The organism is Candidatus Protofrankia datiscae, from assembly GCF_000177615.2.
Lineage (GTDB): Bacteria > Actinomycetota > Actinomycetes > Frankiales > Frankiaceae > Protofrankia > Protofrankia coriariae.
Genome location: NC_015656.1, coordinates 4460875 through 4477116 on the forward strand (window position 1 = coordinate 4460875; position 16242 = coordinate 4477116).

Consider the following 16242-nt stretch of genomic DNA (forward strand, 5'->3'; position numbering starts at 1 on the left):
CAAAACAGTACCGTACTGTACCTGAATTAGAACTAGCGTGACCGACGGTGACAGAGTGTTGCAGGCGCCGAAACGGCCCGCGCCTGACGGTCCGAGAAAATACGAAAAGTACGATTATGTGCGAAAATTGTGACCACGACATCTTCGGCCTGACGCGGCCGGCTCAGCGGTCGGGGCCGTGCCCCGTGGCGAGTTCAGCTTCGATGATCTCGAGCAGTTCCTGTCCACCGTGCAGGCCCGGGGCAGTGGTGACCCGTAGGTTCGGGTGCGTCCACCGGTGCTCGTCCAGTTCACCGTGGGCGGGACGGACGGCGAGATCCGCGCCTGCGAGCATGCCCGCGTCCAGCAGCGAGTCCCCCGCGGCGGCGAGCCTTGCCGGCCCGGCCCTGCGCATCACCTCGGCGAGGGCCGCCTCCTTGGTCAGCACGGCCGGTACCAGGTAGACCTTGCGGCCCTGGGCGGACAGGCCCCATCCGTCGGCCGCCAGGCTCGCCGCGAGGCCGGACAGGTCGGGGATACCGTCGCGTTCGTAGGCGACGAGGTAGACGAACAGGTCGTCGGCGACCCGGCTCACCCGGACCCAGCCGTCGGCGGCGAGCCGCTGCGCGATGGCCCGCACGTCGGCGAGCGGGCGGGCACCGGTGGCGATCTGCTCCCGGATCCGGGCCGCCCAGGCCTCGTCCGGACGGCCGTCGACCAGCAGGTGGCCGCCGTTGGTCGTGATCGCGTACCGGGGGCGGACACCGAGATCGACCCGTTCGTACTGGGCGCGGGTACGGGTGGTGACCGGAACGAGGGTCGCCGCCGCGTGCAGCTTGGCGATCAGCTCGGCGGCCCCGGTGGTACAGAACGCGGCGGGCTCGCCGTCGATGTGCTCCACCGTGACCAGTTCGGGTTCGACGGCACCGGGAGGGAGCCGGAAGGAACGCCTGCTGTAGATCAGCGTCTGGTCGAGATCACAGGCGACGACCCAGCGCGGGCCCGGCAGGGCCGCGGCCGGGGACAGCGCGGACGTCCTTGTGCTGATTGCCCAACTGTATGCCACGGGCGGGCCGAGATGCCGCGCAATCACACGTGTTGCCCGGATACGGAAGCCGCCCGAGCACGGAAGCCGCTCTGGTGCGGAAGCCGGACAGGGGACAGAGCGAAGTCTGTCCACAGCCCGTTCGGGCGGAGGACGGTTGTCCACAGGCCAGCGCGCGCTGTTTCATTCGGCCCGCACGGCTGCGAGCCTGACAGACATGGCCCCGGACCCCGGCCAGCATTCCTGGCAGCAGCAGTACTCCTGGCAACAGATCGCCGACAGCCAGTGCGGCGTCATCGCCGTCCGCGCTGTCGTCGCCGCCGGCACGAGCCGCTCGACGATCCACCGGCAGGTACGGACCGGACGCTGGCAGCGCCCCATGGCGGGTGTGCTCGTGACCCGCCCGCAACCGCTCACCCGTATGCAGCTGCTGTGGTGCGCGGTCGAATCCATCGGGCCGCACGCCGTTGTCGGCGGTGCCTCCGCGGCCGCCATGGGCGGCCTGCGCGGCTTCGACGACGAACACGTCACCATCGTCGTGCCGGCCGGGCGGTATCCCGCCCCGCGGCCGGGCGTCGTCATTCACCACAGTGCCCGGCTGGATTCCGACGCCGTGCACCCGCACCTGCGTCCGCCCCGGACCAGACTGGCCCGGTCCGTCGTGGACATGGCCGGCTGGGCACGGCGGCCGGAAGCCGTGTACGACATCATCGCGTCCGCCGTCCGGCAACGCCTGGTCACGGTCGGCGAACTGCGTGCCGCCACCGGGGCACGTGGGCCGATCCCCCGGAAAAACCTGATCCTTCAGGTGCTGGGCAGTCTGGAGGCAGCACAGGTGCTGAGCGGCTCGGGCGCGGCGTCAGCCGGCCCGGAGGCGGTGGACCAGCCCGCGCCCGTCACCACGAGCCGTGACGACACACCTCCCGGTGACGGCGCGCCCTGTCACGACGGCGTGCTGAACAGTGCGCGGTCGGGCGCGCCGTCGGGCGGTTTGATGATCCCGACACACGAGTACGGCAGATCGGCCCTTTCCTCGACGGGTACGCCCTTGGCCTCGCACAGGGACAGGACATGAGGCAGCTCCGCCAGCCGCTCGGGCGTGACGACGACCTTCCAGGGCACCCGGCGCAACAGCACCCTGGTGGTCTCACCGACCCCGGGCTTGACCAGGCCGATGTTGTCGATCCCGTACTCCTTCGCCAATGTCTCGACCGCCTGCCAGCCGGCCCAGGTCGGGGTGCGCTCCGCCGGCCGCGAGACGCCGTCCGCGACCGCGGCCGACGCGGCGGGAAACGCCTCGACAACGGTCTCCACGTAACGGCGGGAGTAGTCCCGGTCGGCGAGATGCCGGTAGTACTTCGCCCCGTGGAAGTCGGCCGGGCCGATCAGCGACCGGTTCAGCACCGTCCGGCTCACCAGGCCGCTGACCGTGGAGTTCAGGCAGCTGTGCGGGATCAGGAAGTCGTCCCGTGTCCCGTGCAGAGGTGTGCAGTGGCCGGGGTCGGAGATGACCGCCATGGACGCGTCCAGCCCGAGGCCGTCGGCGGCGGCCTCAAGCACCTTGAGGATGGCGCCCTTGCCCGTCCAGCCGTCGACGAACTGCAGGCTGCGCCGGTCGTGCCGGGCGAGGATCCAGCGCATCGCGTTCTCGTCGAGCCCCCGGTCCTTGATGATGGAGACCGAATAGTGCGGCAGGTCGAGGCCATGCCGCCAGCGGGCCCAGCGCCGCATGAGGATGCCGGCGGGCGTGCCGGCCCGCGCCAGCGACACGATGACCGGCCGCGCCCTGGCCGCGAGCACGAGTTCGGTGGCCACCCCGACCGCGGTGGCGACCCGCACCGCCGAGCGGGCAAGGGCGTCCTCGAACAGGGCAAGGTAGGCCTGCGACGGCTCGTACTCGACCGGCAGGTCCTCGGAGTAGTGGCGGCCCTTGGAGAAGTCCTCCTCACGGTCCTCGGTGGGGCGTTCCAGCGGGATGTCGCTGAGGTCCTTCAACAGAAAGGTGACATCCGCCGGGTCGTAGGAGCCCGAACCCACCGTTCCTGGGAGGACCGGCCGCACCGCGCTCCCGGGCGCACCTCCGGTGCTCGCGGCGCTCCCGGTCAACGCGCACCCCCGGTGCTGTCGGCCGACAGGGTCAGCGGCCGGCCGGCCGGCCCCCGCGCCGGGATCGTGACCACGGTGACCGGCGCGCACCGGCGCAGCGCCCCGACCATCCCCGACACGTCGGCTGCCCCCGCCGCGCTCACCCTGGCCGCCCCGGCGACGGCCCGCCCGTTCGCGGCCGAGTCGACCACCACGACGATGTCGTCGTACAGACCGGGCCGGACGTTGTACACCTGGCTGACCCGGCCCGGGTCGTCAGGCGCCGGAAAGGTCCGCGCGCAGCGGATCGCGTAGCCGTCGGCGTCGATGGGGTGGACCGGTGAACGGGTCGTCGAATGGTAGACGACCTCGCCAGGGATGATCTGGTCGAGCGCGTCACCGATACGTAGCGGCGTGTACATCAGCTCCTCGGTGCCGAGCACGAGAACGCGATCTGAGGGCCTGTTCAGCGCTGCGGCCACATCCTTGGCGACCAGCGGCGCCACCTCGGCAAGCAGCGCCCGGTCCGACCGCGACCAGCCATGGCGGGCGCCGTCGGGAAGCTCCTCCGGCCAGTCAGGTGTCACAAAACGCACCGGAGCGGGCGCTGTGGGCGACTGCGTCGGGCTGCTGCCGTACCGGGCCCGTATTCGCTCGGCGCGCGCGGTCACGTCGTCCGGGACGGTCACCTCCCCGGCCAGCAGCGACACCACCCGCACGGGCACGCCGAGACGGTCCGCGAGCTCGTCGAAGGCGCGGCGGGCCGGTGCCGGCCGGGCGTCGAAAAGGGTGGCCACCGTGTACGACGGCCGGGGCGCGAACGCGTGCAACGCGCGGATCGTGCCCAGGGCGGTCCGGCCGGTGGACAACTCGTCGTCGACGAGCACCAGCGGCCGGGGCGCCCGCACCAGCTCGGGATCGCCCGGCATCAGCCAGTGGAAGGTGGCGTGCGAGTGCGCCTCGTCGAAGTCCAGCAACGTGGTGGCACCGGGAACGGCCCGGCGTGTGGTGTGCAGGTAGTCGCAGTCGTCCAGCCCGTCGGCCACGGTGTGCCCGAGCGAGGTGGCGGTCTCGCAGTAACCGAGTACCAGCGGCGCCACCGTCACGCGGTCGCCGCCGGTCGCCCGCTGGTCGGCACGGACCTGCGCGGCCAGCAGGTGACCAGCCGAGACCGACCGCGCCGGCCGTACCGGCAGATGTTTGCCGAGCACCCGGCTGACCAGTAGATGGGCCCGCCTCGGATTGCGTCGCAGCGCAAGGCCCACCATCGCGTCCAGCCCCCCGCCGACCACGTCGGTCCGCAGGCGAACATCGAGCCCCAGCTCGTCCCACAGCCATCCCGCACCGTTCGACGGCACCGCGGCAGCATCCGCCAGACTCACATGACCTCCGTCCTCACCGGCATTCCCATCAGCATCCCGACCGGCATTCCCCGCAGGGTCTCCACCGGTTCCGGCCACTCGCCCGCCAGGTCCTCGTCCACGCCTGGCCGGTCACAGGGCGCTGGTCGCCGCCAGCACGTCGACGAACGTGTGCCCCTCGCGCAGGACGCCGAAGGCCCGGGCCCGCCGCAGCACCCCCTCAGCCCAGGCCCGGTGGGGCCGCAGCTCGTTCATCTTGTTCGCATAGTGGCTCGGACGCACGCCACCGGTGTCGTCCGCGAGAATCGCCATCGCGTCCGTGTACTCCTCGTGGGTGGCTACGTGCAGGGCGTGTACAGCGGGCACATGGCTGGGGTGGATCACCGTTTTGCCGAGCAGCCCGTTGGCCTTGTCGAGCACGACTTCGCGGATGAGCCGGTCGAGATCGGCGGAGACGAGCCGGGACCGCATCCGCGCGCCGTCCGCGCTGTCGTCGACGAGGTCCGCCTCCTCGAACGGCGTGACCCGCAGCGAGCTGACGAAGAGCCGTTCCGGCTGCGCGAAGTACTCCCAGACCGGCCCGCTCACCACGTGCTCCCCACCGCGGCCGCACACGTTGACGATGTCGGCAATACAGTCGCGCACCACCGCGATGTCGTAGATGGTCAGATCGCGGTCCCGGCGCAGCCCGAACAGGCCGCAGAGATCGGTCGCGCCGATACGCACGGCAAGAACGATGTCCTCGTGCTTGTCGACGAGGTCGCGCACGCCCAGCAGCGTCCGCTCCCGGGTCTCGCGAAAGATGATCTGAGGACTTTCCAGCACGGGCATCGCCCACAGCGGCCGGCCGAGCCGGTCGGAGGCCTGCGTGACCGCGGCCAGCGCCGCCACGCCGCCCTCGGGATCGAACTTGGGCAGCACGAAACCGCCGAGCATCTCCGACGCGTCGACGTCGAGCCGCGCGATGATGCGCGATATCTGATCGGTGTCACGCACGCGGACGAACAGCAACGGCGGCCCGCCCGCGCTGGCCGGCGGATTCTCACTCAGGTCATGCAGCGTAGCAATGATGTTCGCCTCGGCCGCGGGGACCTCGTGGTCGGCGATGGCGTCCTCCAGGCAGAGCACCATCGACGTCACCCCGGCGGACATCTGGCGGCGGACGTCCGCGGCCAGTGTCGGGCGGGTGCCCGGAGCGTAAAGGGTCGCCCCGAGCGCCGTTGCCACCAACAGGCGGTCCGCGGCCGGCAGGATCTCCTCGGGCAGGCGGTGAAACAGCGCATCCGCCCGGTCCGCGGCCAGGAAACCGAAGTGACGCACCGGTCGAACCCCCTGTCGTCGGACCGTTCACTGATCGGGGCGGCCGCACGTCGTCATTTGTGGGCGCCAGACTGGCCAGAACCTACAGCCACAGCCACTGGTTCCGAAATTCCGCACACTGTTGTCATCAACCGGACAACCTGTTTTCACACAACCGCGACCGTGGCGAACGAGATCGCCACCGGCTGGTGGCCGGGCCGCCGGCTGCCCGCGGCAGGACATCAGGGCAGGTCGACCAGCCCGATGGATCAATGGGGCGGATCAAACAGTCATCCGCGCCCAGCTACTGCTCACGCCGAGCGCCCGCATACACCACGCCGCCGGCCGGTGACCGTGAGCACGATATACCGTGCCGGACGCACGTTATCCGATTACCCGCCGCGTAATCTATTCGCTGCTGATCCATTCGCTATTGCGCGTTATGCACAACGCGCAATAGCGAGATGTGTACACGTGACAGGCCGGCAGGCGGGTTCAGCGAAGCACCAGGGCGTCGTCCGGAGGATGCCGTAGCACGACCTGCGCGGCTTCCGGGCCCGGAAGCAGCCGGACACCCCACGGCAGCCGCGCGCCGTCCAGCGGGACCTCCACGGTGTGCTCACCGTGTGCGTGTGCCGCCTCGCGAGCGGGTACCCGGGCGAGCACCTGCCCGTCTTCCCTGGTCTGCGGCGGGGTCGTTCCGGACCGGACAACCAGCAGCAGCTCGGGCAGAAGCCCGTCCGCGCGCACCTGTACACGCAGCGTACGACGACGCCAGCCCACCCGGGCCACCATATAACTGACCGTCGCCGCATCCTCCCGTATCTGTTGCTGTTGCGGCTGGTGCTCCTGTTGCGGCTGGTGCTCCTGTTGCGGCTGGTGCTCCTGTTGCGGCTGGTGCTCCTGTTGCGGCTGGTGCTCCTGTTGCGGCTGGTGCTCCTGTTGCGGCTGGTGTGGCTGCTGCTCCTGGTAGGGCTGCTCCTGGTAGGGCTGCTCCTGGTAGGGCTGCTCCTGCTGTGACTGTTGGTCCGGCTGGACCAGCGAACTGGCTCCGGTCGGCGGGTCCGCGGAAGCCTCCGCGCTCCCGACAGCCTGCCGGTCCTCGGCAGCCCGCTGGTCTCCGGCAGCCGCTGGATCCGCGGAATCCGCGGATGTCGAGGGGTGTGCGGCCCGCCAGCCCTCCTGGCCACCGGCTGCCGGGGCCTGGACGTCCACGCGAAGCGGCGGATCCGGGCGGGCATCCTGTTCCGCCCGGACCGCCGGCCGGGCCAGGATGCCCGTTCCCGGCGGTACCGCGGTCAGCGTCCCGCCGATATGCACCAGCGGATAGCAGGCGATGAAATACGCCGAGCCGTCCGACGGTGCGGCCAGGTGCCAGCCGCCTTTTATCTCCAGGCTCGTGTTGGTGACCTTCGCCTGGTCCGCCTCGGGATCGTCGGGCCCGGTCGGCAACTGGTCCCGGCGCCACAGGACCCGGGCCTCGGTGATCCCCAGCGGCATCCGGAAGGACAGCACGATCTCCTCGCCGCGGTCGTCGGCACGCAGCTCCGTGATCTCCCCGACGACCAGGTGCCGTACCGCCCTGCCGACCACGGCCCGGCCGGCCAGTACGGTCACCGGGACGTACTCCAGCTCGCCGGCCGCCGACAGATCGACCAGGTGGCCGCTGTCACTGGACCCGACCAGCCGGACCGGATCGGCGATCCGCGCCAGGTCCACCTCGGTGTCCTCGACCGCGAGCGGATGCCCTGGCGGCAGACCCGGCGGCGAGCTCGACAGACCCGACTGCGAGCTCGGCTGCGGGTCGTTCGGGGGCACCGCGTAGATCCGCACCTCGCTGCCCGCCGGCGCGTTCCAGCGCAGCATGGTGCGACCCGCGGCGGTGGTGACCTGCAGATCACGGATCGCCGGTGGACGCGGTATCACCGTCGCCATGGTCGACGCCCCGCCCGTACGCGCGGGAACAGCGTCCGCGTCATGGAACTCGACGTAGACCTGGTAACGGTATGTGACACCTGCCTGGACGGCGGAGTCGACGTACTGACCGGCGTTCGCCCTGGTCCGCCGCGTCGGAAGCCGCACCGGCGACGATTCGTCCACGGTCCGCTCGATCGTGACCGCGTCCACCGGACCGTCCAGGCGCCAGGACAGCTTCACCGCGTCACCGATCTGCTCCGCGCGCAGCTCAGTGACGTCCCGCATGACCACGAGCCCGGGTGTGCGTACCGGTACCGACCGTCGGCTGCCGGCGATCGCGGTCACCTCGTAGCGGACCATCACTCCCACCGGCACCCCGGCGTCGACGAGATCCGTGGACCCGGTGGTGCCCAGGCTGTGTTCCGGCGCGACCACCCGCTCCGGGTCGCTCGCGTCCCCGAACAGGCGGACCACCCGGTAGGACACCGGGGCGGCGCTGGACAGGGAGGCGCGCCACCGCAGGACCACCCCGCCGTCCTGCTCGGTCGCGGTCAGGTCCCGGGGTGGCTCGAGGGGCAGCGCGGCCAGCGCCGCCAGCGCCTCGCGGCTGTCGGCCGCCGTGGCGAGCACCGCGGCCAGGGCGTTCTCCTGGTCGGGGGCGGGCAGCTCCCGGGCCGCGGCGACCCGGCGGTGGATGACGTCCTGATGGGCGACGAGTTCGGCGAGCACCTCCTCGGGGGTGCGCCCGTCCGGGCCGGGCACGTCGCGGGCGTGGGAGACCAGCCACCGTGCCCCGTCGGTGGCGGCATCCGCGCGCCGGGCCTCACGGTTGTCCACCAGCGCCCGCCAGCCGGCGTCGGCGGCGGCCAGCGCCGCCTGCACCCGCGCGCCGAGTTCTTCGGCCTCCCGCGCGGCGGCACCGTCGAGCAGCGCCAGCACCGGGCGGGCGGCGGCCAGCAGCTCGCCGGCATAGCGAACCCGGCCGGCGTCCAGCGCCCGACGGATGGCGAACACCGCCTCGGCGGCCTCCCGCGCCTGGCGCATGCTCCGCCCGCAGGAGCGGCAGGCCACCGCGGCGGCCTCGGTCTCCCGCCCGCACGAGGGGCACGCGGTGTACAGCTCGGTGTCGCAGTAACGGCAGATCCGCGAGCCGTCCACCGGCTCTGGACGGCAACACTGCGCACACACCACGTAGTCGAGGAAGACCCCGGTCGTCACGGCCGCGCCCAACTCCCGGGCGACGCCGAGCAGCAGGGTCTTGGCCTGTGCCGTGGACAGGCCCGACCCACTCGACAGGATCTCCCGTACCAGCCCCTCGAACGCGGCCGGTCCCAGTTCGCCGTCGAGAACGATGTGCTCCTCGACCCGTCCCCGGATCTCCTCCCGGGCGTCCGCGACCAGGCCGGCGGTATAGGCGGCCGGATCCCCGTTCAGCAGCCTGGTGCGCACCTGCGCGAGCAGATCCGCGATCACCGTCTTCTCACGGTCGTGCGGACGCCGCTGGTTGCGTTCCAGCGCGATCTCGTAGGCCGCCCGGATCCGTTCCGGCGGCGAGTCGGCCGGAACGCCCAGGAAGGCCCACAGGGAGGCGGTGGCGGCCCGGTTGCCGACCCGTAGCTGTCGCAGTTCGACCAGGCGGTCCCGGATCTGGCGGCGTACCCCCGCGGCGAGGGGCTCGATCCCGTCCCCCCAGCCGTCCTCGATCACCTGCTCACCGGCGAGGACCGCGTCGAACTGCTCGGCGGTCACCCCGTCGGCCGCCGCCAGCCGGCGCAGCCCGGCCACCCGGGAACGCGGCACCCCGCCGAAACGCTCACGCACGGTCGCGAGGTTGCGGGCCACCTTCGCCAGCCGTTCGGCCTGCCCGGCCTGGCGGGCCGCCAGCACCCGGGCCCGGAGCTGGTCACGGGTGGCGGCGTCCAGCAGCGGCGCCTCCCACTCCGCCCGCCGCCGCACCAGCGTCGCGGCGAGCGACGCGTACCGGGTCGCGTTCCGCTGCCGCTGCAGGAAGGCCATGACGGCGGCCAACTGCTCGCGTACCTGCGCGTCGGTGTGGACGACATCCGGGTCGAGGGCCGCGACGAAAAAAGGATCGTCGAGATCCAACGAGGACCGGCGGTGCAGCTCCGCCAGCACGCGCTGGCGATAACCACTGCCGTCGAACGCCGCGCTCACCGTCCCACCTTCGTCCCGTCCCTGCCGCGGGGCAGGTGAAACCCGTGCCTGTACAGCCCGTGCCCATCCTGGAGACAGCCTGGAACGTTCACCATATGTACTGGACGAGGCAATGTACCGGCCAGAACTGCACCTTGCCCACTCCTGGTGACGCCCCACACAGGCCAGGCCCTGCCGGTGGGCACCCTCCGTGGACACGTGTCCGGTGGATGCCGGCCATCCGCGTCAGCGCCCCCGTCGGCCGGCTTCCATCAGCCACGCCCTAGTCGCGCTGCTTGAGCAGTGTGACCTTCCTGCCCTCCTCGTCCCGCATCGCCTCGCTGCCGACCCCGGCCTTCACCTGCAGGAGCAGGGGCTCCTTCGCGCCGGGATGGGTGGCGGTGACCCGGATGGTCTGGTCCGGGCGCATGAAGAAGGTGACCTCGACGGGTGTGCCGCGGGGATGGCCACCCGGGATACCGGCGATGGCACCCTCAACGATCACCTTGTTGTCCTCCGGCACGGGCGACTCGGCGCTCGTGCCCTGCTCGAACACGCGGATGTCGACCTCGGCCTGGTTGTCGGAGACCGTGTAGAAGGTCCGCGTCACCTCGATCGGCAACGGGTCGTTGCGGTGCGCCAGGAACGCGGCGACCGTCTTGCCCCTGTCCTCGGCAAAGATCCCGAAACCGCGCGAGGTCACGTTGACGATCTTCGTTTTCACCAGGTCCGCCACGGCGGTGGTGTCCAGCCCGAAGCTGTCGGCCGCCCCGGACGCCGCCTGTCGCACGTCGGCCGGCTCCGCCGCCTCCAGGCCCTCCCCCTCGGCGAGCCTGCCCTTCGCGACCAGATCGTCGATGACCTGGCGTTCCAGCTCCTTCTTCTGCCCGAACACCGCCGCGCCCTTGGCCACCGCAAGATCGGGATCGACGAGACGGGGAGTCACGCCGAACTCCTCGGTCAGCTTCCGGGTGATGGCGGGGCTCTTGCTCATCCCCCCGACGAGCAGGCAGACGTCGACGTGGTCGACACCGCGCTCCTTCGCCCGGTCGAGCACCGAGCCGGTCAGGTCGAGCGTGCGCTGCAGCAACGGCGCCGTGATCTCCTCAAGGTCGGCGCGGGTGACGGTCACGCTCGTGCGCCGGCCGGCATGGACCACCAGCACGTCCACGCTCTCCCGGCCCGAGAGCGCCAGCTTCGCCTCCTCCGCCGCGGTCAGCAGCTCCTGCTCGTCGTAGACGTCGTCGAGCGGGTCGCCTGCGTCGGGCTGCGCCTCGACGAACTTCTGCGCGAGGAAGCGCACCAGCTCGGCGTCCCAGTCGGCGCCGCCCAGCTCGTGGTCGCCGTCGGTGGCGACCACCGTGATCTCGTTCTCCGACAGCCGGATGACCGTGGTGTCGAAGGTGCCGCCGCCGAGGTCGTAGACCAGCACGGTGGACTCCGCCGCGCCGCCCCGCGCGAACCCGTAGGCGAAGGCGGCGGCGGTCGGCTCGTTGATGATGTCGACGACGTTCAGCCCGGCGAGCGTCCCGGCGAGTTTCGTCGCCTTGCGCTCCTCGTCGCCGAAGTAGGCGGGCACGGTGATGACCACGTCGGTCACCGGGTTCCCGGTCACCCGCCGCGCGTCGGCGGCCAGGGCCTTGAGCACGAGGCTGGACACCGCGGAAGCGCTGTACTCCTCGCCGTGGACGACGAACCGCCAGTCCGCCTCGCCCATGTGCCGCTTGACCAGGCTCGCCACGTCGTCCGGACGGATCCGGGCCTGCCGCTTGGCCTGCGTGCCGACGACGAAGCTGACGTCGCCGTCGGCCGACTCGTCGAAGAGCACCACCGACGGTGTGGTCGGCTGCGACTCGATGTTACGGATGACGTCCGGGCGTCCGTACTCGTCCACCTGGGCGATACACGAGTACGTCGTCCCCAGGTCGATCCCGAACACCTTCGTCCGCGTCATGTAGCTTCCCTCCGCCAAACCGCGGCCACCGCCCAAGGCCCGAGCACACGAAGAACAGATCGCGCTGCCCGCGACCCGTCGGCCAGGGGCACCAGACCTCCTGGGCCTGCCAGGCCGGTTCCCGGCGCCCGGATTCGGCGGGGAACCGGGCACCGGGAACCATGGCCGCGCGGTTGTTGACCCTCTTTGTCGGCCTTCTGCTGTTGTCGGCCCTCTAGTGTGCCCGAAAGACCTCCACCTCGGCTGGACGCACCACGATCGACTCACCACGGACGAACCCGGGTTTGACGGTTCGGGCGATCGTCCGGTCGCGCTTGGCGTCGTCCGTACCGATACGGCGTACGCCGACGTGCCGGGCCGGATCGAAGGGCATGCCCACGACCGCGGTGTACGGGCGGACGTCCACAGCAACATCCATGATCTGCAACAACTGCGTACGCAGGATACCGGCGACGCTCTGGCCGTCGTCCGCACCCAGGCTCGTCATCTGGTCGTGTAGCCGCATCAGGCCCCGCAGCAACGGCGACATCGCCTCGGTCAGCTCGCCCGCCCGCAACCGGGTGTTCTCGGCGTGCAGGCGGTCCACCAGGTCGGCGTCGTGACGCCGGAGCCTGGCCAACTCCTCGACCCGCCGGGCCAGGTCGTCCAGGCGGGCGGCGACGACGGTGGCCGCGGAACCATCGGCGCTGCCGTCGATGACGGCGTTCTCGGCGGGAGCCTTGCCCTCGGCGGGAACCTTGCCCTCGGCCGCGGCCTTCTCCTCGGCGACGGTCGCATCGGCGACAGTGCCGTCGGTGACAGTGCTGTAGGTGACGGTGTCGACGGGCCCGCTGGCAACGCCCTGCCCGCCAGCGGGCCTGCCGGTGGCACCAGCCGCGGGGGGCCGTGTCGGGGGCTGCTCTGCGACGACGGTCACGACCGGTTCCAGCGATGGGAGGTTGGCCGGCGGGGCGTCACGTCCGGCGTCCCCGGCCTCTCCGGCGCCGGCCACGATCTCCCCCGGGTCTGCCTCGTCGCCGTTGTCACCCGGCGGCACCGGATGTGGCGTATCGGCCACCGACCCGTGCCGTAGTCGGGATGTCGAAGCAGGCCCACCGTCCGCGGGCGGTACCGGCACCGGCCGGGTCACCGCCGCTTCCGCTCCCCGGCCGCGCGCAGCCACATCCCCTCGCCCCCCTGATCCCGGCCCTGTTGACCGTTTGCTGTCTATATGCGCCTACTTACGTCCCGGAGTCCAGTTCAGACCCCAGCCGAAGGCCCGGTCAAGCTCCTGGTGGCCGCCGACATAGCGCACCTCCCGGTTCACGATGAGGTCGTTGCCGCCCTGGTTGGTCAGCAGCGCGATCGCGCACATCCGGGCACTACCGGCCCGCTCGTCCAGCCGGACCTCGATGGGCACGCCCCGCGCCGGGGTGAGGGTCACCACCGCGCCGGCCTGGTCGAAGTTCGGGACGCCGGAATAGACGAAAGCGAAGATCAGCAGACGGCGGATCTCCGAGACATGGGCGAGGTTGACGAACAGGTTCTCCCCACCGGTGGAGGCACCGGTACGGTCGTCGGCGTCGAGCTGGACGTACGGGGGTGTCTCGAAGGAGCCGAACGCGTTACCGAGCGCCTGCACGACCCCTTTACGGCCGTCGGCGAGCTCGTACAGGCTGGCCAGGTCGAGGTCGATCCCGCCCTGCCCGGCGCTCAGCACCCGCTTGAGGAGGCCGCCCCGGCCGCCGGCACCCGCCGCGCCCTGGGCGTTCCAGTTGAGGTTGACGTGCAGCCGCCCGCCGCCACCCTGCTTGCTCAGGGAGACCGAGGGCGAGCTCTTGGTCAGGGTCACCTTGTTCAGCGACACCCCGGGCGTGCCGGACGGTGAGCCGGCGGATGAGCCGGACGACGAGTCGGCGGATGAGTCGGTAGATCGCTTGGTGTAGTCGATGGACATGTTCCGCTCCCTTGTGGTGGTCGTGTCAGCAAGCCGGACGGCCTGTTGCCGGATCGCCGCGAACCCCCCCGTGGTGGCACGTACTGGTGGTGGCACGTACACGGTCAAGGATCTTCGCTGTCGTGAACGCCACCGTCCATGGACGGCGCTGTCCATGGACGCACGACTGTCATGAACGGGCAGTAACGATCTCGCGCTGCCGTTCGTCCGGGCCGTCGCCGTCGTCCTCGCTCTCGCCGGCACGCCGCTCCTTGTTCCGGCGCCGGAGGGAGGAGACCAGGGCAACGCCGATGAACCCGACACCGACGAGACCAGTGATGATCTCCGGAACCTCGGTCTCGATGCTGACGGCGAGGATCACCGCGAGCGCGCCGATGGCGTAGTGGGCACCGTGCTCCAGATAGACGTACTCCTGCAGGGTGCCCTTGCGGACGAGGTAGACGGTGATCGACCGGATGTACATGGCGCCGATACCGAGCCCGGCCGCGATGACGAAGATCTCCTGCGTGATCGCGAAAGCACCTACCACGCCGTCGAAGGAGAACGACGCGTCCAGCACCTCCAGATACATGAACAGGAAGAACGCGGCCTTTCCCGACGCGAGGACCAGCGCGTTGGGACCGCCTTTACCGCCGGTCGCCTCCGCCGTGGACGCGGCTCCCGCGGGCACCACCGCGGTGGCGTCGCCGGTGTCCTTCTCAGCCTCCTGCGCGTCATCGTCGTCGGCTCCCACACCACGCGCCTCGAAGAACTCACCGAGACCACGCACGCCCAGATAGGTGGCGATACCGGCGACACCGGCCGTGAGCACCTGCTGGGTCGCGTCACCGGAGAACGCCTCGGCGACGATGAGCAGCGCGACGAGCGCGACCACGGCCGACAGCACGTCGAGCTGCCCCGCTCTGCGCAGCGGCTCCTCGATCCAGCGGAGCCACTGGACGTCACGTTCGGGGTCGAACATGAAATCCAGAAAGATCATGAAGAGGAAGATGCCACCGAAGGCGGCAATGGCCGGATGCGCGTCGTGCAGCCGGGTCGCGTACTCGTCCGGGTTGTTCAACGCGAGGTCGAAGACCTCGATGGGGCCGAGATGGGCGGTGAGCGCGACGATGACGATCGGGAACAACAGGCGCATCCCGAACACGGCGATCAGGACGCCGACGGTGAGGAATATCTTCTGCCAGAACTCGTTCATCCGGCGCAGGATCGTGGCGTTGATGACCGCGTTGTCGAACGACAGGCTTATTTCCAGCACGGCCAGGATGGCGACGATTGCGGCCGTCTTCGGGCCGTCGAGCACACCGGCCAGCGCGACACCGGCCACGGTGATCGCCAGCGACCAACCAAAAATTCGCAGTGCATGCACGAGGACAGGCAACCTTCCTCCGGACCGGGTCTGGCGCGGCACCGGGAGCACCACCCACCGCGCCTCGACCCCGGTCCGGAGCATCGAGGCATCACATCGACCTCACGTCGGCCCGGAGCGGGCGCGGCCCAGGTCGTAACCATGCCCTGACCACGCCCGCGCAGCTGCGGGGGCCATCCGGCCGTAGACCACGATCCCGGGCATCGTAACCGGCCGGGCCGACATCACCGGGTAACGGTCAAACCGGGACCATCGGCGTCCGGCACCGAGCGTGGGCCGTCACCAGGCATCCAACGACCCGCCCGCGGCCCACCGGGCGCGGTGGCACCGGCGCTCCCGGTCCGCTTCACCCGGCCCGGGCCGGCCAGCCACGACGGCCGGGCGTCGGCGCGGAGGGATCAGACATTGACTCCGTAGTCCCGGGCGATTCCGGCAAGCCCGGACGCATAACCCTGGCCGACAGCCCGGAACTTCCACTCGGCGCCGTGCCGGTACACTTCACCGAAGACCATCGCAGTTTCGGTGGAGGCGTCCTCGGTGAGATCGTAACGCGCGATCTCGGCGCCCCCCACCCCGTTCACGATCCTGATGAACGCATTGCGGACCTGACCGAAGTTCTGCTGGCGTGCATCCGCGTCATAGATCGAAACCGGAAACACCACCTTGTCGACCTCCGCGGGCAGACTGGCGAGGCTCACGTTGATCGCTTCATCGTCACCTTCTCCCTCACCGGTGAGGTTGTCGCCCTGATGCTCGATGGCGCCGTCCGGGCTCTTGAGATTGTTGAAGAAGACGAAGTGGCTGTCCGAGAGGACCTTGCCATCGGATCTGAGGGCAATCGCGCTCGCGTCAAGATCGAAATCAGCGCCGGTCGTGCTGCGGACATCCCAGCCGAGACCGACGACGATGTTGGTCAGACCGGGTGCCTCCTTGGTCAGCGAAACGTTTCCGCCCTTACTGAGGCTGACTCCCACTTACTCCTCCTGCTGTCATTGCGATCGGGGCTGTTGCTGTATTTCGGGGCCCTGGCCACCCCCCGCACCGAACGCGACGCAGCCTACTGGGCTCGATCACGCATGCCCACGGCGACGTGGGGTTATGGGGCCTGTGTTCTGCGGGACGAACGGGACCTCTCCAGGGTTCCCG

General features: G+C 70.4%; 10 protein-coding genes. All 10 read right to left on the reverse strand.

Annotation, left to right across the window (positions count from 1 at the left end; genetic code table 11):
* Positions 1 to 163 precede the first annotated feature (163 nt).
* A complete protein-coding gene (locus tag FSYMDG_RS18725; protein ID WP_013874959.1) occupies positions 164 to 1045 on the reverse strand; it encodes a hypothetical protein in 882 nt (293 codons plus the stop codon).
* A 921-nt stretch (positions 1046 to 1966) separates the two neighbouring features.
* Positions 1967 to 3085, reverse strand: coding sequence for a cysteine protease StiP family protein (locus FSYMDG_RS18730; protein WP_013874961.1), 1119 nt, complete (start codon positions 3083 to 3085; stop codon positions 1967 to 1969).
* Positions 3086 to 3126: 41 nt separating this feature from the next.
* A complete protein-coding gene (locus FSYMDG_RS18735; protein ID WP_013874962.1) occupies positions 3127 to 4491 on the reverse strand; it encodes a phosphoribosyltransferase family protein in 1365 nt (454 codons plus the stop codon).
* A gap of 111 nt (positions 4492 to 4602) precedes the next feature.
* On the reverse strand, positions 4603 to 5790 hold the full coding sequence (locus tag FSYMDG_RS18740) for an HpcH/HpaI aldolase/citrate lyase family protein (RefSeq protein ID WP_013874963.1): 1188 nt from the start codon (positions 5788 to 5790) through the stop codon (positions 4603 to 4605).
* Positions 5791 to 6264: 474 nt separating this feature from the next.
* The gene (locus FSYMDG_RS18745) at positions 6265 to 9861 is read right to left on the reverse strand and encodes a zinc ribbon domain-containing protein (protein ID WP_013874964.1); all 3597 of its coding nucleotides are present in this window, start codon (positions 9859 to 9861) and stop codon (positions 6265 to 6267) included.
* Between the two features lie 262 nt (positions 9862 to 10123).
* Positions 10124 to 11794 carry an Hsp70 family protein gene (locus FSYMDG_RS18750; protein ID WP_013874965.1) on the reverse strand — a complete coding sequence of 557 codons (1671 nt, stop codon included), beginning with the start codon at positions 11792 to 11794 and terminating at the stop codon, positions 10124 to 10126.
* Between the two features lie 214 nt (positions 11795 to 12008).
* Positions 12009 to 12923 carry a nucleotide exchange factor GrpE gene (locus tag FSYMDG_RS26435; RefSeq protein ID WP_131772828.1) on the reverse strand — a complete coding sequence of 305 codons (915 nt, stop codon included), beginning with the start codon at positions 12921 to 12923 and terminating at the stop codon, positions 12009 to 12011.
* A gap of 87 nt (positions 12924 to 13010) precedes the next feature.
* On the reverse strand, positions 13011 to 13730 hold the full coding sequence (locus tag FSYMDG_RS18760) for a TerD family protein (RefSeq protein WP_013874967.1): 720 nt from the start codon (positions 13728 to 13730) through the stop codon (positions 13011 to 13013).
* Positions 13731 to 13899: 169 nt separating this feature from the next.
* Positions 13900 to 15096, reverse strand: coding sequence for a DUF475 domain-containing protein (locus tag FSYMDG_RS18765; protein WP_043607069.1), 1197 nt, complete (start codon positions 15094 to 15096; stop codon positions 13900 to 13902).
* Positions 15097 to 15494: 398 nt separating this feature from the next.
* Entirely contained in the window at positions 15495 to 16070 is a 576-nt protein-coding gene (locus FSYMDG_RS18770) for a TerD family protein (protein ID WP_013874969.1), read from the reverse strand.
* Between the last annotated feature and the right edge of the window lie 172 nt (positions 16071 to 16242).